Origin of the sequence: Ottowia sp. (genome assembly GCF_047975795.1) — a bacterium.
Classification (GTDB): domain Bacteria; phylum Pseudomonadota; class Gammaproteobacteria; order Burkholderiales; family Burkholderiaceae_C; genus Ottowia.
Genome location: NZ_JBKEEE010000017.1, coordinates 85,623 through 102,895, shown reverse-complemented (window position 1 = coordinate 102,895; position 17,273 = coordinate 85,623). Strand labels below are relative to the sequence as shown.

The window sequence follows — 17,273 nt, the reverse complement described above, 5'->3', positions numbered from 1 at the left end:
CAGGGTCAAGCGAACCAAAAACAGCGCAAAACGATGAGAAATTCAACGCTCGTTTCGCCATGTGAACATTCACGCGTCACCTCGCCCTGCAGCGGGGGTTGTGCAGACCTTCCTTAGCAATCGCTAATCATCCTGAAATATTATTATTGGGCAAATGATTGATGGAGATTGGCCCATTGGCTGGTTGTTAATATGATTAATTAGTTAATTTTCATTAATTTCGTCCTCGGTATGCTGGATCAAATAGATGTTGTCGTGGTCGGTGCTGGCGTCGTCGGACTGGCGGTGGCGCGGGCGCTGTCGCTGGCCGGGCGCGAGGTGCTGGTGCTGGAGCAGGCCGATGGCTTTGGCAGCGCCACCAGTGCGCGCAACAGCGAGGTGATTCATGCAGGCATTTATTACCCACCCGGCTCACTGAAAGCCCAGCTGTGCGTGCAGGGCAAGCAGATGCTGTACGCCTATTGCGCCGAGCGCGGTATCGCTCACCGGCGCTGTGGCAAGCTGATTGTGGCCACCAGCGCCGCGCAGATGAGTGAGTTGCGCGCCATCGCGCAGCGTGCAGTGGCCAATGGGGTGACTGATCTGGTGCTGCTCACGCGCGAGCAGGCGCAGGCGCTGGAGCCGCACCTGAGCTGTCAGGCGGCGCTGCTGTCGCCTTCGACGGGCATCGTGGACAGCCACGCGTTGATGCTGTCGCTGCTGGGTGATGTGGAAAATGTGAGTGGCCTTCTGGCCGTGCACTCCAGGGTTGATCGGCTTGTGGTGCAGTCAGAAAACGCCAATGGCACCATCAAAATAGAAATGGCCGACGGCACGCAACTGCTGGCGCGTTGCGTGGTCAATGCGGCGGGTCTGCATGCGCCAGAGTTGGCTGCCCGCACCGAAGGGTTGGCGGCCCACCATGTGCCCAAGGCGTACTTCGCCAAGGGCAATTACTTCGCCCTGTCAGGCCGCGCGCCGTTCAGCCGTTTGATTTATCCCGTGCCAGAGCCGGGTGGCCTGGGCGTGCATCTGACGCTGGATATGGGCGGGCAGGCCAGGTTTGGGCCAGATGTGCAATGGGTGGCTTCGGCCGACGACTATCTGGTTGATCCGACGCGCGGCGAGGCGTTTTATGCCGAGGCGCGCCAATACTGGCCTGCGCTGCCCGATGGTGCGTTGCAACCGGGCTACGCGGGCATTCGTCCCAAAATCAGTGGGCCGGGTGAGCCAGCGGCAGATTTCGTGATTCAAGGCCCGCGTGAGCACGGCGTGCCGGGGTTGGTCAATTTGTTCGGCATCGAGTCGCCGGGGTTGACCAGTTGCCTGGCCATTGCGCAGCTGGTGGCTGAATCGCTGGGGTAAGAAAAATCATCTTCTGGCGAATGCACAAGCGCTTCAACACAAGGCATGGCAGGTAAGCGGTCTGCGCTACCATGCGTTCACGTTGCGGCCGGTGCTGGCCGCAGGCGATGCCCCTCAACCCCACGTCCATTCATTTTCGCGCGTCATGTACATTCCTCCGCCTTTTGCCAGTCAGGACGCTGCCATCGCAGCACGCCTGATGCGCGAGCACCCGCTGGCCAGCCTGGTTACGGTGGGCGATGACGGCTTGCCAGTCGTCACCCATTTGCCGCTGCACGTGCAGCAGGGTGGGGCGGGACATTTCACGCTGTGGGGCCATGTGGCGCGGGCCAACCCGCAATGGCGGCAACTGGCGGTGCGTCCGCGCGCGACGGTGACATTCATGGGGCCGCATGCGTACATGTCGCCCAGCGTCTACCCGGATTTGACACGGGTGCCCACGTGGAGTTACCTGGCCGTGCACAGCGAGGTGACGGCCCGGTTGATCGACCACGACGATGCCGATGCCAAAGACCGCTTGCTCAAATGCCTGATTGGCGAGCACGAGCCGACATATGCCCAGCAGTGGCGCGATTTGTCGCCAGAGTTTCAGCGCAAGATGCTGGCGGGCATTGTGGGTTTTGAGCTGAAAGTGGACCGCTGGCAATGCGCGCTCAAGCTGAACCAGCACCGCCCTGAGGCGCATGCAGCCATGCATGCGCAGTATGCTGCGGGTACGCCGAATGAACGGGCGCTGGCCGACTGGATGGGCGTGCTAGGGTTAGTGTCTTTGCCTGAACCCAAGGAGTGAATGCATGCGCAGCTTGGCATTAGTGATTTTGTTGATTGTGCTGGTGGTGATGGGCTGGCTCAACTCGCGTCAGGTGGCTTTCGTGCCCCGGCCTGTGCAGGTGCCGGGTGCAGCGTCGGCACCTGCGGCTGCCAACGTGGCCGAGCAGAGTCGGCAAATCCAGCAGCAGGTCAAACAGCAACTCGATACTGCCATGCAAACCCCGCGCGATGTGCCGGATGACATCAAGTGATGCTGCTGTGGTCATGCTTTCTGATCTGTGAAGAAACAGCCTACGGCGTTTGATGTATCTGCGCAGGTTGCTATTCAATTGAAAGCAAATCACTTGCCAGGTGACAGCGCTTTGACCGATAAGCAAGCCATGCGCCTAGCGCTGGCCCAGGCGCAGGCTGCGGCCGATGCAGGCGAGGTGCCGGTGGGTGCCGTGCTGCTGGGGCCTGACGGCGCGGTGCTGGCCACTGGGCGCAATGCCCCCATCGCAGGCCGCGACCCCACGGCGCACGCTGAAATTGCCGCCTTGCGCGTTGCGGCACAAAAGCTGGGCAACTATCGGCTGGATGGTTGCACGCTTTACGTCACGCTGGAGCCTTGCACCATGTGCGCCGGGGCTATGTTGCACGCGCGCTTGGCTCGCGTGGTGTTTGGCGCGGCTGACCCCAAAACTGGCGCAGCGGGCAGCGTGGTAAATCTGTTTTCTGAAACCGCCCTGAATCACCAGACGCAAGTGCAAGGCGGTGTGTTGGCGGATGAGTGCGGCGCGCTGCTGCGCCAGTTTTTCAAGGAGCGACGAGTGAACCCAAGCCCCGTGCGTGATGATGCGCTGCGCACCCCAGACAGCGCCTTTGCCAATTTGCCCGGCTACCCTTGGGCACCGCACTACGTCAGCGACTTGCCTGCGCTGGATGGGCTGCGTCTGCACTATCTGGACGAGGGGCCGCCAGAGGCTCCCATCACCTGGTTGTGCCTGCACGGCAACCCGGCGTGGGGTTATTTATACCGTCACATGATTGCCCCTTTTGTGGCTGCAGGTCACCGTGTGGTGACCCCGGATCTGATCGGTTTTGGCAAAAGCGACAAGCCCAAGAAAGATCACTTTCACACCTTTGGCTGGCACCGGCAGGTGCTGCTGGAACTGGTGGAGCGTTTGGGCCTGCGCAACGTGGTGCTGGTGGTGCAAGACTGGGGTGGCCTGCTGGGGCTGACGCTGCCCATGGCCGCGCCCCAGCGTTACCGCGGCCTGCTGGTGATGAACACGCTGCTGGCCACGGGCGATCAGCCGCTGTCTGCTGGCTTTATCGCCTGGCGCGCGATGTGCGCCCAAAAGCCCGACTTTGACATCGCCCGCTTGTTCGCGCGTGGTAATCCGCAGATGAGCGCCACCGAATGCGCGGCCTACATGGCCCCGTTTCCCGATGCAGGCCACCGCGCCGCCACGCGGGTTTTTCCGGCCATCGTGCCTGAACGACCAGACGACGACGGTGCTGCCATTTCGCGCCAGGCGCAGCAGTTTTGGCAAAACGACTGGCACGGCCAGAGCCTGATGGTGGTGGGTGCGCAAGACCCGGTATTGGGCGAGCCAGTGATGCGCACACTGCAAGCGGGTATTCGCGGCTGCCCTGAACCCTGGGTGCTGCCTGAGGCGGGTCATTTCGTGCCCGAGCACGGTGCGCAGATCGCGCAGCGGGCGCTGGCGTATTTCAGCCCGGGGTGATGCGGTGTGGCTTGGCGGGTCACATGCTTCTATAATTTTGATAGCTTTTGACGTAAGTTACATCTGCGTCAAAGCCGGTTTTCTTATAAATTTTAGTCAAGTTGCAAACCTGAGTCATGGCCCACATCTACATCTATTCCCCTTCCGGCGCGGTGCGTGACAAGGCCGCTTTCCGGCGCGGCGTGCAGCGGCTGAAAGGGTTGGGCCATGAAATTGAAATCGACCCCAGTGCGCTGGCCACCTGGCAGCGCTTTGCCGGTGACGACGCCACACGCCTGGCCGCCATTGGCCGCGCGGCTGCCAGCGGGGCCGATGTGGCGCTGATCACGCGCGGCGGTTACGGCCTGTCGCGCCTGCTGCCCGCGTTGCCGTACCGCGCCTTGGCGCGCGCTGTCCGTCATGGCACCCGTTTTGTCGGTTTTTCAGATTTCACCGCGTTACAACTGGCGCTGCTGGCCAAGGGCGGTGGTGTGACCTGGGCCGGGCCTGCCTTGCTGGAAGGCTTTGGCACGGCTGAGGCCAGCGGCCCGGACGAGATCATGCTGGCCTGCTTTGGCGACATGGTCAGCCAAACGGGCGAAGGTACCGGCTGGCGTCTGCCTGCGGCCGACGTGGCGGCGCTGGAGGCATCGGCGGGGCGGCGACGCAGCCCGCATTTGGTGCACGCCGCCACGCTGTGGGGCGGCAATTTGGCGCTGGTGCAATCGCTGCTGGGCACACCCTGGTGGCCTGGGGTAGAAGGTGGCGTGCTGTTTCTGGAAGACGTGGGCGAGCACCCGTACCGCGTCGAGCGCATGTTGGCGCAATTGCTGCACGCGGGCGTGCTGGCGCGGCAAAAAGCGGTTGTGCTGGGTCAGTTCACCGACTACCAGTTAACGCCGCACGACCGGGGCTACACGCTGGCCAAGGTGGTGGCCTGGCTGCGCAGTCAGCTCAAAGTGCCGGTGTTGACAGGCTTGCCGTTTGGTCATGTGCCCACCAGAGTGCTGCTGCCGGTGGGTGCCAAGGTGGACGTGTTGATCGAAGAGCGCGATGCACTGCTGCTGTGGGGGCACCAGCACTGAGGCTGCAAACTGCGGTGTCTTTGTCCCCGCCACGCTACGGGCAAGCCGCGCTACTGCGCACGATGCGTTCCGACTGGCAGAGTGCCAAGGTAAAGGCGGGTGCAGGCAAAGTGCCACAGGTCGGCATGAAGGGGCTTTGCTGCGTTATAGCGGGGTAGGGCGCGCGAGCGTTTTTCAGGCACAAGCCGGATCCTGCCTTTGGTGTGGTGTGGTGTGGTGTGGTGTTTTTACCGTTTCAGCAGGAGAGGTTCACGATGAGCATGACAGTTTCAAATTCATGGCGGCAACGTCTGGGCCTGGCTGCGGCAGGCATGGTGCTGGTGGCCATGGGTGGTTGTGTGGTGGCTCCGGTGGAGCCTTACGAAGTGGGCGCGCCGATGGTGTACCAGTCGGATGTGGCGGGCTATTACGGCGGGCCGTATTACGCTGCGCCTTACCCCTATTACTGGGGGCCATCGTTGTCGTTTGGCTTTTATGGCGGCTCTGGCGGGCATCACCACGGGCATGGGCATCGGCCTCCACCGCCTCGCCCTGGCTGGGGCAATGGCCGACCACCGGGTGGCCACTGGGGGGCGCACCCGTCGGGCCGACCGCCTGGAGCGGGCGCAGGTGGTGGGCATGTGCGACCGCCGGGCGGTGGCAGGCCATCGGGTGGTGGTCGTCCATCGGGCGGCGGTGGGCGGCGCTGAAAATTGCCGTTGGTGCGGCTGATTTTTGCGCGATGATGCACCTATGACCGTGCATGCCATCCTGAAAATGGGCGACCCGCGCTTGCTGCGTAAGGCCCGCCCGGTTGAAGCTTTTGACTCCGATACGCTGCACTTGCTGGTGCGTGACATGCTCGACACCATGCAGGCGGCCCATGGCGCGGGTTTGGCCGCGCCGCAAATTGGGGTCGACTTGCAGTTGGTGATTTTTGGCTCCAGCGCTGTCAACCCGCGCTACCCCGATGCGCCCCTGGTGCCGCGCACGGTGCTGTGCAATCCGGTGATCGAGCCGCTGTCAGATGACGAAGAGCAAGGCTGGGAGGGTTGCCTGTCCGTGCCGGGTTTGCGCGCCATAGTGCCGCGCTGGCGTCAGATTCGGTACACCGGCTTTGACCCTTATGGCGATCCGATTGATCGTGTGGCAGACGGTTTTCATGCGCGTGTGGTGCAGCACGAATGCGACCATTTGCAGGGCGTTCTGTACCCGATGCGGGTGCGCGATTTTTCCCAGTTTGGTTTTACCGAGGTGCTGTTTCCGGGCCTGGATGATGATGGCACGAACAACGGCGAGTAGGCCGTTGGTGTGTTTTGTGTGTTTTGTGCGTTTTATGCGGTGCGCGCCAGTCATGAAAAAGGGCCTTTGAAAGGCCCTTTTTGCTGCTCGGCTGAAAGGTGGGTCGTCGCCGTTGTGGCGATGCCATCAAATGCTCTGGTCAGCGGCAGGCGGTGTTGGCGTGCTGTTGCTGGAGCGGCTGGCCGTGCCGCCCAGGCGCACAGCGCTGGGTGCAGGTGATTCGCGGTTGAGTACACGCGGCGCAGTTTCGGTGCTTGGTGAAGAAGGTATGGCAGCAGCCGATGCCGGGGCTGCGCTGTCGGCGCTGGTGGCTGGCTCGCTGGCAAATACCCGGCGCGCGCCGTCAAAGCGCTTTTGCCAGTAACGCACGTTCATGCTTTCTACCCGCACCTGGGCACCTTTGCGTGGGGCGTGCATGAACTTGCCGTCGCCAATGTAGATGCCTACGTGGCTGAACGAGCGGCGCAAGGTGTTGAAGAACACCAGATCGCCCGGCTTCAGCTCGGCTTTGTTGATTTTGGTGGTGGCCGCAGCCTGTTCGGCAGCGCGGCGCGGCAGCAGCAGGCCCGCCGTCTGCTCGAACATGGCGCGCACAAAGCCACTGCAATCGAAGCCCGTGGCGCGCGATGTGCCGCCAAAGCGATAGGGAATGTCCAGCGCGCCAAAGGCATTCATCACCAGCTCGGTGGCACGGGTTGATGCCTGGCCAATGGACTCGCCCATGCGGGTGGCAGAGCTTTTTTCGGACGGCTGTTGTGGTGGCTTGGCTTGGTCTGGCGCGGCCAGTGCGTTGGACAGACCGGTCGCGGCCACCAAAACGAAAGCAGCAATTTTAGAGTGCATGAAATTTCAGTGACTAGGCGACTTGGATGCCAATGGCGCGAGGCCAAGCGCTTTAGAGGTGCAATTGATGCTGAAAGACTGTTCGAGAGGTCGAAAGGTCACAAAGTGTAAATTAAACACTGGAGGTAACCTATGGTTCATCTTCCTGTTTCTTGCGGGTTTACCCTTGATATATGAAAAATAATTCACACAGCAGCCCATTACGGTGGAAAGCCTTTGATGTTGCGCAACAGATAAGGCGGGCATGGAATCAATAAGCTAAGAGCGTATTCAACGTCTCTGCGCGGGTGTGTGGGCGCGGCCTCGGGCGGTTTGCGCCTTGCAGTCCATTCCGATCCGCATCCCACACCCCTCACCCTGAGACGTTGGACACGCTCTAAGAAGAAAAGGAGCTATTTATGCATTTTTCGTCGCTCAGCATTATGCATGAGGCTATCAAAAGTCTAGCTTTTGGGGCGTTGACTATCAGCGCCTCTAGCATGGTATTGGCGCAAATGGCTGAGGCAAAAACCATTGATGCGCAAACCGTGGCCAGTGGTTTGCAACACCCATGGGCGGTGGCCTTTTTGCCAGGCGGGCGTTTCCTGGTCACCGAGCGGCCTGGTCGATTGCGCGTGGTCGAGGCCCATGGCCGTTTGCAAGCGCCTGTGCTGGGTTTGCCGGAGGTGGCCACGGGCGGGCAGGGCGGGTTGCTGGATGTCATTACCGACAGCGGCTTTGCCCACAATCGCATCATCTATTTTTGCTTCAGCGAACCCGGCATGGGCATGCGCAACAGCACCGCACTGGCGCGGGCGCAACTGTCGGATGACCGAAAGCGGCTGGAGAACGTGAAAGTGATTTTCAGCCAACGGCCCAAGGTGCAAAGCAGCCTGCACTTTGGCTGTCGCATCGTTGAGCGGCAGGTTAATGGCAAGCCTGACGGCACGCTGTTTCTGACCCTGGGCGAGCGCTATTCGCAGCGCGATGACGCGCAAACGCTGGACAACCACCACGGCAAGCTGGTGCGCGTGGGCAAGGACGGCAGCGTGCCGCGTGATAACCCTTTTGTGGGCCGTGCGGGCGCGCTTGCGGAGATTTGGAGCTACGGCCACCGCAACATGCAAGGGGCCGCGCTGGCGGCCGACGCAAGTTTGTGGACGCACGAGCATGGCGCGCAGGGCGGCGATGAAATCAACCGCCCACAGCCAGGGGCCAACCACGGCTGGCCGCAGGTGAGCTTTGGCATCAACTACGACGGCAGCCCGATCGGTGAGGGTGCCAGCGCCAAGCCGGGCATGGCCGCGCCGTTGCACCACTGGACGCCGTCCATCGCACCGTCGGGGATGGTTTTTTTAACCAGCGACCGTTATGGGCCAGCCTGGCGCGGCAACCTGTTTGTTGGTTCGCTGAAATTTCAGTACCTGAGTCGCCTGGAGATCAAGGATGCACAGGTGGTGGCCGAGCACAAGCTGCTGCAAGACGTGGGCCAGCGCATCCGCGACGTGCGGCAGGGGCCGGACGGACTGCTGTACGTGCTGACCGACAACCCTTCAGGCAGATTGCTCCGGTTGCAGCCCCAATAAGCGGGCCTCGATCAAAAAATGGCGCTTGTGATGGGTTGCCGGTCAAAGCGCAGGCGGCTTGGCCCCGGGTTTAACGGCAGCGCCGCGCACTTCAATGCGACGTTCGTCTTGCACCGCGCCGCGCGCATCGCGCAGTTGCACCACGTGGCGACCAGGCCAGGGCAGCCATTGCGCGCTTAGGCCGCGGCCGATGGGGCGCGTGCCGATCCACCAGCGCAGTTGATTCGCAGACAGGCTGCCTGCGTCGGCCTGCAAGCTCAGGCGCTGCCGGGTGGGGGGAATGTCAGGGTCCAGCGCCAGAATAGTGCCGTCTTGTGGGCTGGTGATGCGGGGCGGCACGGCGGTGCTGGCGTGGGCGGCAGGTTGTGATCTGTTTTGGCTTTTTACGCTTGCATGGTTTGCGTCAGAAGCTCTTGAATCTATAGCAAAAATAGCCTGTGCCGTGCCAGGCAAAAACCATTCTTGTCGCGCCGCTTCGAGGTGGTTGCCAAAGCGCACGGCAGTGTGCACCAAAGCGGCGGGCGGGCGGGGTGCGGGTGAAGGGGTGTCTGCGTGCAGCGCGCGCATCAATGTGGCCCACACGGGGGCCGCGCCACTGGTGCCGCTGACGTCCCACATGGCCTCACCGCTGGCATTGCCGATCCACACGCCCACGGTGTAGCGGGCTGACCAGCCGACGGCCCAGTTGTCGCGCATGTCTTTGCTGGTGCCGGTTTTCACCGCCGCCCAAAAGCGGGTGGCCAAGATGGAGTCGGTGCCGAAGGTGCGGGCGCGGGCGTTGCGATCGCTCAGGATGTCGCCGACGATGAAGGCCGCGCCTGCATCCAGTGCAGGCGTGAACACGGGTGAGGTGTGATCTGGCGTGTAGCGCACCGCACTCAGGCGGCCACCATTGGCCAGCGCGCGGTAAGCGTTGGTCAGATCCAGCAGCGAAACCTCGGCGCTGCCCAGCGCCAGGCTGTAGCCGTAATAGTCGCCGCCTTCTTTCAGGTCAATGCCCAGGCGTTCCAGCTGACGCGCAAACGCATCGGGCGAGACCATCACCCCGGTGCGCACCGCAGGCACGTTCAGCGACGCGGCCAGCGCGGTGCGGACAGACACCCAGCCTTTGAACTGGCGGTCGTAATTTTGCGGGATGTACAGCCCGCTGGCGGTTTGCAGGTGGGCGGGTGAATCATCCAGCAGCGAGGCGGCGGTGATGCGCCGCTCGGCCAGCGCTTGCGCGTACAGAAAAGGCTTGAGCGTGCTGCCCGGCTGGCGCAGCGCGGTCACGCCATCGACTTCGGCAGCTTGACTCAAATCGCCGCTGGAGCCGACCCAGGCCAGCACCTCGCCGCTGGCGTTGTCCAGCACCAGCACGGCCCCGTCTTCCACATGGCGTCCATCCAGCTCACGCAGGTGTTGGCGCAGGGTTTGTACGGCCAGGCGCTGCCAGCGGGCGTCCAGTGTGCTGCGCAGCGGGCGAGCCGGGGTGTCGGCGGGCTGTTGCGCCAGCAAGCGGCGCGCCAGGTGTGGGGCCACGCCTTCACTGGGCATCCAGGCGCGGCGTGCCAGCACCAGCGCAGTCTGCATGTCCAGCGCCACGCAGTCGGTGGCTGTTTGCGGGCTGCGCATGGTTTTCAGCACGCCGCAGGCGCGCTCGGCCACGCGCGTGGGTGCGGCGTTGGGTGCGCGCACTAGGGCAGCGGCAATCGCCGCCTCGGTGTCTTGCAGGCCGTGCGGCGCTTTGTTGAACAGCGTGCGTGACAGCGCGTCGATGCCCACCAGCTCGCCCCGAAACGGCACCAGGTTGAGGTAAGTCTCCAGAATCTGGTCTTTGCGCCAGCCCGACTCCAGCCGCGTGGCCATGACTGCCTGCCCCATTTTTTGCCGCAGAGTGCGCCCGCCTGCGCCCAGGCGCAAATCGTCGTCCAGCAGCCCGGCCAATTGCATGGTCAGCGTGGATGCGCCGCGCGTGCGCGTGTTCCACAGGTTGCCCCAGGCGGCGGCCGATACAGCGCGCCAATCGACGCCGCTGTGCTCGTAAAAGCGCTTGTCTTCAGACAGTACCATCGCCTGGCGCAGGGCGGGCGACACGTCTTGCAGCCGTGTCCAGACGCCGCGCCGCACGCTGTCGTCAGTGCGCAGGCGCTGCAAAGGCGCGCCTTGGCGATCGAGCAGCCAGCTTTCAGACGACTGCCAGCCGCGCTGTACATCGGCAAAGCGCGGCACGTCGGCCCAGGCGGCAGGGGTTGCCGCCAGCGTGATGATCAGCGCAGCCGAGCGCGCGAAATGACGCATCCGTATCCACGCTATGCGCGGATCAGTGTTGTTGGTCGGCTGTGTCGATACGCATTGATATTGATGCATCAAATAGGCTATTGGCGCTGATTTATAAAGCGTTAGAAGCTATATAAATAATAGTAAAATGCAGGTTGCCACAAGGTCGTGTCATGGTGCCTTCACCGTCACTGGCGCATTGGGTGCCACGCCAAATATTTCGGGTGCGTACAGCGCTTCGACCCGGCTGGGGGGCAACTGGAAGGTGCCGGGATTGTTCAGGCGTACGGTGTATTCAAGCTGGGTGTTGCCTTTGGGCAGGTAGCTGAAGTAGGCGCGCCAGGCTTCAAAGCTGCGTTCGACAAAGTCGGGTTGTGCGCCGCGGCCCAGCGGGTTGCCAATTTTTTCGCCCAGCGTGGCGATGGCCGAGTCGCGCCCCAGGCCGCTGCCGAGCAAGGTGGCCCCGGTGGGCACCGGGTCGGTCACGGCGACCCAGGTCATGGGGGTGGTGGCGGTGATGTCCAGCGCCACGCGCAGCACGTCGCCCCGGCTGTAGTGGCCTGCGGGCAGGGTGTTGTCGGCCTGCTCGATGGGGGTGACGGTGCGTTTGATCTGGTAGCCCGACCATTGCGGCTCGGTCAGTTGCACGGCGGCCACCGATTGCAGCGTGAGCCACGGTTTGCCGCTGCCGCGGTGGGTGAGGGTGAGCGGCTCAGGCGCGCCGGGGCGGGCGTTGCCCCAGGGCAGGTGCATGGTGTTGTTGGTCAATTGGCCCGCGATGGGTGAGGCATTGAACCCGCTGTGTGCAGGCTGCTGCTCTTGAAGGTCGGCAGCGGTCAGGCGTTTGACTTTGGCCCAATCGACCTCGGCAGAGGTGTCGCCCAGCGTGGCTTGCGTGCGGCCGTTGACGGGGGCTGATTCGTGCGTTTTTGAAAAACGCTCCAGCGCCAGCCCGCCCCACAGGTTGGCGGTGGTGGTGTTCCAGGCACCGCCACTTTGGCGTGCGATGAAGCCGGTGACCAGGCGCGGCAGATCGTCGGCCCAGTCGGCATCGGTCATCACCAGCAGCAGCAGGCGGGCGGCGTTGACGTCGCCACTGGCCATCAGCCACCACCAGTGGTCGTCGCTTTCGGTGCTGAAGATCAGGCGCGTACCCTAGGTGGACAGGCGTGCGCGCAGGATTTGCCGGGCCTCGGCCAGCAGTTTGGGCTGCTCGGCCACGCCGGACAGGCGTTGCAGGATACTGACCCAGTCGATCACCGCGCTGGTGGGCCACTGGTTGGGGGCAACTCTCAGACTGGTCAACATGGCGGGCGTGGCCGCACCGTGGCGGGCCAGCGCTTCGATGGCGGCCAGTTTGCGCACGTCCAGATCGTCGCGGGGCGACCACTCGGTGCGCTCGATCTGGCCGGTGACAAAACCGGTCAGGCCCGCAATCATCTGCGCGCGGGCGGCGTCGGGCAGGGCGTAGCCCTTGTCGAGCTGGCTGGCTTCGTGCGTGGCCGCCAACAGCCAGGCGGTCAGGGTGGCGCTGCCGCGATCGGCCGTGCCCGCGCGCGGCGGGAAGTAATAGGCCAGACCCTGGCTGTCCAGATAACTGGGCAGTTGCGCCACGGTTTGCTGCCACAGCGCCATGTCGCGCAGACCAATGGCTTTGCTGGTTTTTTGCTCCAGGCAACTGTAGGGGTAGTTGAGGAACCAGCGGCGCACGCCGGGCAGGCCCTCGGCCAGCTTGGGCTGCAAGGCCAAGTTCAGTCCGCCGCGGCGCGGGGCACCGGCATGGCCCGCATCTCCTGCATGGCCGCTGGTTTGCAGTGTCAGGGCATTGGCGGGCGGAGCCACGTCCAGCGTGAAGCTGCCGTCGACTTGCGTCAGCGTGGCTTGCTGCACGCTCAAAGGCACGGCGGGGATGAGGCGCTGGCTGATCTTGAGTGCATCGCGCACGTCGCTCACGCTGTCGTGGGCTTGTATTTCCCACTGCAAGGCTTCGGCGCGCTGGTGGGCAGGTTGCACGGGGGCGGTCACATCCCAGTGCAGCTCGCGCGCCTGTCCAGGCGCGATGTCCACGGTTTGGGGCGCCAGTTGCAGCAGTGTGGCGCGTGGGGTCACGCCCACTTTCATAGGCTGGGCGGTGGTGTTGCGCAGCGTGATGAGGGCGCGGAACGCATCGCCTTCGCGCACCAGTGGCGGCAGTCCGCTGATGATTTGCAAATCCTGCGTGACGCGTACAGCGGTCTGGCCAGTGCCAAACAGGCCCGTGCCTTCGTCGGCCACGGCCACGATCTGGAAGGTGGTCAGGGCGTCGTTCAGTGGCACTTCGATCTTGGCCTGGCCTTGCGCGTCCAGCACCACGCGGGGGTTCCACAGCAGCAGAGTGTCGAGCAGCTCGCGCGTGGTGCTTGTGCCGCCGCCATCGCCGCCGGTGGGCACGGCTTTGCGGCCGTAGTGGCGCCGACCCACGATTTCCATTTGCGCGGTAGAAGTTTCCACCCCCCATGATCGGCGGCTCAGCATGGCCTCCAGCAGTTTCCAGCTGGTGTTGGGCTTAAGCTCCAGCAGGGCCTGGTCGACGGCGGCCAGCGCCACTTCAGCGCCTGCGGCGGGCTGGCCGTCGGGGCGTTTGACGGAAATGGTTACCTGCGCTTTGGCGCGCACGGGGTAGCTGAGTTTGTCGGCTTTGACGTCCACGGCCAACTGGTGCGCGGCGGTGCCGACGCGAATTTCGGCCATGCCCAGCCGGAAGGCGGGTTTGCTCAAATCGACCAGCGGCGTGGCGGCCACGTAGTCCTTGCTTTCGTGCCAGAAGGCGCGCCACCAGTCGCGTGGGGTTTTGTAGCCCCAGGTGAAAAAGCTGTACCAGGGCACGTCGTACACGCGCCCACGCAGCGCCAGCACGCTGACGTACACATTGGGGCTCCAGCTCGCGTCTACCTTGAGATCCACGGTGGGGTTGCTGCCGCGCAGTTCCATGACTTGGGTGCTGACCACGCCTTCGCGCTCGACCGCCACCAGCGCCGTGGCGTAGCGAAAGGGCATGCGCACCTGAAAGCGGGCGGTTTCGCCCGGCTGGTAGGTTTTTTTCTCGGGCAGCACGTCCATGCGGTCGTGGTTCTGGCCGCCAAACCACAGCTCGCCCTGGCGCGTGACCCACACGGTGCTGGCCGCTTGCGCGGTGCGCGCCTGGCTGTCGCGGGCGGTGGCTACCAGCTCGATCTCGCCCGGTTCGGCCAGTTTGGCGTCGCACACCAGCAGGCCGCGCGCGTCGCTGGAGCCGGTACACACGGTGCCCAGGTCTTTGGTTTCGGTGCGGTTGTCGTAGGTGTAAAACCCGCCCACCATGCGCTTGCGGCTGCTGGTGGTGATGCGGGCGACGGCGCGCACGTCCATCGGCACGCCCGCCTTGGGCTGGCCTTGCAAGTCCAGCGCCACGGCGGTGAGCTTGACCGAGTCGCCCGCCGACACCCAGTCATCGGCCTTGATGCCCGTCAGCACGGCGGCAGGCCACAGCGTGGTGTTGTGGCTGAGTGCCTGCATTTCGCCATTGGGGTCGGCAAAAGTGGCTTCAATGCGCAAATTTTGCGGGCGCGGTGCGGCAGGCAAATCGGCCAGATCGAGTTGGCCCGTGCCTTTGGCGTTCAGGGTGACGGGCAGTTTGTCGGCCACCACGCGCGGGGCGCTGCCGGTGGTGGTGGCCGGAGCGCCATCGCCGCCATGTGGATCTGCCGAGGCCGCAGCGCCGGGCGGATCGAAACTGAATCCTTCGTAATCTTGAAACCACAGGGCTTTGTCGTGCATCAAGGCTGACACGCGCACCGGCAGCCCGCCCGCAGGGCCACCGGCGACATAGTTGATTTGCAATTGCAGCGGCACGCTGCTGACGGCCACCAGTGGGTCTTGGCTTGCGGGGCCGATCTGGCCTTGCAGCACCGGCAGGCGAAATTCTTCCACGCGGAACTGGCCGCTGGTGAACGACGGGTAAACACCGTCTTTGGTGGCGGTGCCCAGCGTCAGCTCGTAGGCTCCCAGATGGGCGGCGGCGGGCACGGCAAAGGTCGATTCGGCGCTGCGCCCGCCGGTGGCGGTGCCGCGCCAGCTCAAAGGCTGGGTGTATTGTTTGCCGCTGCCCAGGTGGGTGATGACCAGCGTGTCAGGGTTGGCTTTAGGCAGGCCAAAGCCGCCTGAAGTTTCGGTGCGCAGCAGGTGCTTCATCGATACGGTTTCGCCCGCGCGCACCAAGGTGCGGTCGAACACGGTGTGGAGACGTGTCGTTGGGTTCGGGTCTTGGCTGGTGGGCACGCCAAAGCGCCACGGCTCGATGCCGCGTTGCCAGTCCGACCAGGTGAAGGCCAGTTCCTGATCTGTGCCTTGGCCTGAGCGCGCGCTGACGAACAGCGCGCTGGAGCGGTAGCTGCGGTCATTCACTTCATCAAAACAGGCCACTGCCTCGGATGGCAGCTTGCTCAGGCGTGCCAGCCCCTGGGCGTCGGTGCGGGCTTCGGCCAGCAGCTTGCCTTTGCAGTCGGACACGCGCACGGCTGCATCTTTGACGGGCTGGCCCTTGTCCAGTGTGGTCACCCAGGCCAGCGCATGGCCATCACGCCCTTGCTTGAAGTGCACGCCCAGATTGGTGATCAACACCGACGTGCGCACGTACATGGGGCGTTGGGTGCCATAGCGCTCGTCCAGCAGCGAAGTGCCCAGCCGCGGCGAGGCCAGCTCCAACACATGAAAGCCAGGCTTGAGCGGCACGCCCACCACTTCAAACGGGCGTTCGTCGCCTTTGGGCTTGGGCGGCACGTCCATGGTTTGTACCTTGGGCAAGCCTTTGAGCAGCGAGAGGGCGCGTGTTTCTACCCAGCCCTCAGACCATTTATCGCCCGGAAATGGTTTGGGCAGCGGCCCGCGCGCCAGGCGCTGGGCCACGCTGCGAGAAACATCGCCGGTATCAAAGCCCTCGATCCGGCGGTACCAGGTGATGATGTCGGCGTCGGTGCCGGGTTGCAAGCTGCTGATTTGCAGCGCCTGGGCTTGCAAGGTCGGCTCGACATAGCGCAGCGTCAGCGGCATCAGCGCCGGGCCGTCCGGGCCTTCGGCAAAGCGCTCGACGATGCCAAACGGTGCAGCGGCAAACTTGGCCAGCGGCGGCATGGGGCCGGTGGCGGTTTTCAGCGGAAAGCTGGCGATGTTGGCCAATGAGCGGCCACTGGCGTCTTTCAGATCCTTGGGCAGGCTGAGGGTGAGGTCGGTGCGCTCCGGCAGGGGGGAAGGAAACAGCACGCGCTCGATCAGCGCCTCGGGGTCGGCGTTGGCCTCGGACACGGGTTTGTATTCGGTTTTGTCAGAACGCAGGCGCGCCTGCTCGGCTAGGCGGCGCGGCACGGGTGCGCTGAAATGCAGTGAGATGGGGTGGATCGGCATGCACGCGGCCTGGGCGTTTTCGCGCTGGCAACTCATGCTCGCCGTGAACGGCTGGCGCACCTGGAACGTGAAGCGCTTTTCAACCTGGTTGGGCACACCGCTGGGCGTGCTGACACCGGGGCCGTACACCAGTTGCACCCGGCTGTCGGGGCTGAGACGGCGGTTGCAGCGCAGGGTAAAGATGCTTTGCGGGGTTTTTTCGTCCGCCTGCGTCAGTCCCTGGGTCTTGAGCAAGGCAGTGCGCTCGTCGCCGGTGACCAACGTAATCGGTATGCGTTCGCCCAGGCCATCGGCGGCGCACCACATATGGGCCTGCACGCTTTCGGGAGTAGCTGGGCCGTTGAGGTGCATTACAAAGATTTGTTCTTCTTCAATGATGCGACCAGTGCCCGAACGCATATATTGAACAAACGCCCACCAGTATTGAAAAGATAGCTGCTTGTGCCCTTTAAATCCGCACCAGAAGCCGATTGAGTGCCTGAAACCAGATGTGCCTGGCAGCGCACCCCCGGGGGCCGGGCGGCATCGAAGTCGTACACCCATTCGCGCGCGCTGATCCAACGGCCCTGGCCTTTGGAGGCGCTGGCATCGTCGCAACTGACGGTGAATGGCGCGGCTGCTTTGGGGTCGCCAAAGGCGACCATGTTTACGCTGAAGCGGGCGGTGATCTGGCGCACCCGCGCCACTTCGCCCTGTGGGGTGAAAGAGGCCACGCTGAAGGTATCCGCCGCCGTGGCTGCCTCAGACCCCAACGCCAGCGCGACTGCGACCAAACTGGCGAGCCGTGCGGCCCGGCTCAGTCCATGGTGCAGACGACGCTGTGCGCTGCCTGAGGCAGGCTGGGCTGCGCCAGGCGCATGCAAAAACAAACGGTCAAAGAAAGAGGTGATGGGCAATGCAGGCATAAAGCCAAGCGTAACAAAAACCAAGCCTCGCACGGGCATGGTCAACGCTTTTCAGGCGAGTTTCAACCCGATGTGCAGGATCAATGCGCTTGC

At 63.7% G+C, this 17,273-nt stretch carries 10 protein-coding genes and 1 pseudogene; 8 read left to right on the top strand and 3 right to left on the bottom strand.

Annotated elements, in window-relative coordinates:
- The first annotated feature begins 234 nt into the window (after positions 1 to 234).
- The 7 genes from ACK5NW_RS02525 (at position 235) to def (ending at position 6,190) form a co-directional block, all read left to right on the top strand.
- Positions 235 to 1,344 carry an NAD(P)/FAD-dependent oxidoreductase gene (locus ACK5NW_RS02525; RefSeq protein WP_416924735.1) on the top strand — a complete coding sequence of 370 codons (1,110 nt, stop codon included), beginning with the start codon at positions 235 to 237 and terminating at the stop codon, positions 1,342 to 1,344.
- 145 nt (positions 1,345 to 1,489) lie between these two features.
- Positions 1,490 to 2,134, top strand: a complete 645-nt coding sequence (locus ACK5NW_RS02520) for an FMN-binding negative transcriptional regulator (RefSeq protein ID WP_416924723.1) — start codon at positions 1,490 to 1,492, stop codon at positions 2,132 to 2,134.
- Between the two features lie 4 nt (positions 2,135 to 2,138).
- On the top strand, positions 2,139 to 2,366 hold the full coding sequence (locus ACK5NW_RS02515; protein WP_416924721.1) for a hypothetical protein: 228 nt from the start codon (positions 2,139 to 2,141) through the stop codon (positions 2,364 to 2,366).
- 111 nt (positions 2,367 to 2,477) lie between these two features.
- Entirely contained in the window at positions 2,478 to 3,845 is a 1,368-nt protein-coding gene (gene tadA, locus ACK5NW_RS02510; RefSeq protein WP_416924719.1) for a tRNA adenosine(34) deaminase TadA, read from the top strand.
- A 116-nt stretch (positions 3,846 to 3,961) separates the two neighbouring features.
- Positions 3,962 to 4,909 (top strand): LD-carboxypeptidase, encoded by a 948-nt coding sequence (locus ACK5NW_RS02505; RefSeq protein ID WP_416924717.1) that lies wholly within the window; start codon positions 3,962 to 3,964, stop codon positions 4,907 to 4,909.
- A gap of 254 nt (positions 4,910 to 5,163) precedes the next feature.
- On the top strand, positions 5,164 to 5,598 hold the full coding sequence (locus ACK5NW_RS02500) for a hypothetical protein (RefSeq protein ID WP_416924715.1): 435 nt from the start codon (positions 5,164 to 5,166) through the stop codon (positions 5,596 to 5,598).
- A 43-nt stretch (positions 5,599 to 5,641) separates the two neighbouring features.
- Positions 5,642 to 6,190 carry a peptide deformylase gene (gene def / locus ACK5NW_RS02495; protein WP_416924713.1) on the top strand — a complete coding sequence of 183 codons (549 nt, stop codon included), beginning with the start codon at positions 5,642 to 5,644 and terminating at the stop codon, positions 6,188 to 6,190.
- A gap of 126 nt (positions 6,191 to 6,316) precedes the next feature.
- Here the strand turns inward: def and ACK5NW_RS02490 are convergent, their stop codons facing one another.
- Entirely contained in the window at positions 6,317 to 7,033 is a 717-nt protein-coding gene (locus ACK5NW_RS02490) for a C40 family peptidase (RefSeq protein WP_416924711.1), read from the bottom strand.
- Between the two features lie 494 nt (positions 7,034 to 7,527).
- Between ACK5NW_RS02490 and ACK5NW_RS02485 the strand changes: the two genes are divergently transcribed.
- Entirely contained in the window at positions 7,528 to 8,598 is a 1,071-nt protein-coding gene (locus tag ACK5NW_RS02485; protein WP_416924709.1) for a PQQ-dependent sugar dehydrogenase, read from the top strand.
- 42 nt (positions 8,599 to 8,640) lie between these two features.
- Here ACK5NW_RS02485 and pbpC read toward each other — a convergent pair whose 3' ends face one another.
- Together pbpC and ACK5NW_RS02475 are read right to left on the bottom strand one after the other, a co-directional pair.
- On the bottom strand, positions 8,641 to 10,878 hold the full coding sequence (pbpC, locus tag ACK5NW_RS02480; RefSeq protein WP_416924707.1) for a penicillin-binding protein 1C: 2,238 nt from the start codon (positions 10,876 to 10,878) through the stop codon (positions 8,641 to 8,643).
- 150 nt (positions 10,879 to 11,028) lie between these two features.
- Positions 11,029 to 17,048, bottom strand: a pseudogene (locus ACK5NW_RS02475) (alpha-2-macroglobulin family protein).
- Positions 17,049 to 17,273: the final 225 nt, after the last annotated feature.

What these genes read in the sequence shown, in the direction of transcription:
- ACK5NW_RS02520 (WP_416924723.1), top strand. Translation starts at nt 1,490, where the DNA reads ATGTACATTCCTCCGCCTTTTGCCAGTCAGGACGCTGCCATCGCAGCA.
- ACK5NW_RS02515 (WP_416924721.1), top strand. Translation starts at nt 2,139, where the DNA reads ATGCGCAGCTTGGCATTAGTGATTTTGTTGATTGTGCTGGTGGTGATG.
- ACK5NW_RS02505 (WP_416924717.1), top strand. Translation starts at nt 3,962, where the DNA reads ATGGCCCACATCTACATCTATTCCCCTTCCGGCGCGGTGCGTGACAAG.
- ACK5NW_RS02500 (WP_416924715.1), top strand. Translation starts at nt 5,164, where the DNA reads ATGAGCATGACAGTTTCAAATTCATGGCGGCAACGTCTGGGCCTGGCT.
- def (WP_416924713.1), top strand. Translation starts at nt 5,642, where the DNA reads ATGACCGTGCATGCCATCCTGAAAATGGGCGACCCGCGCTTGCTGCGT.
- ACK5NW_RS02490 (WP_416924711.1), bottom strand. Translation starts at nt 7,033, where the DNA reads ATGCACTCTAAAATTGCTGCTTTCGTTTTGGTGGCCGCGACCGGTCTG.
- ACK5NW_RS02485 (WP_416924709.1), top strand. Translation starts at nt 7,528, where the DNA reads ATGGCTGAGGCAAAAACCATTGATGCGCAAACCGTGGCCAGTGGTTTG.
- pbpC (WP_416924707.1), bottom strand. Translation starts at nt 10,878, where the DNA reads ATGCGTCATTTCGCGCGCTCGGCTGCGCTGATCATCACGCTGGCGGCA.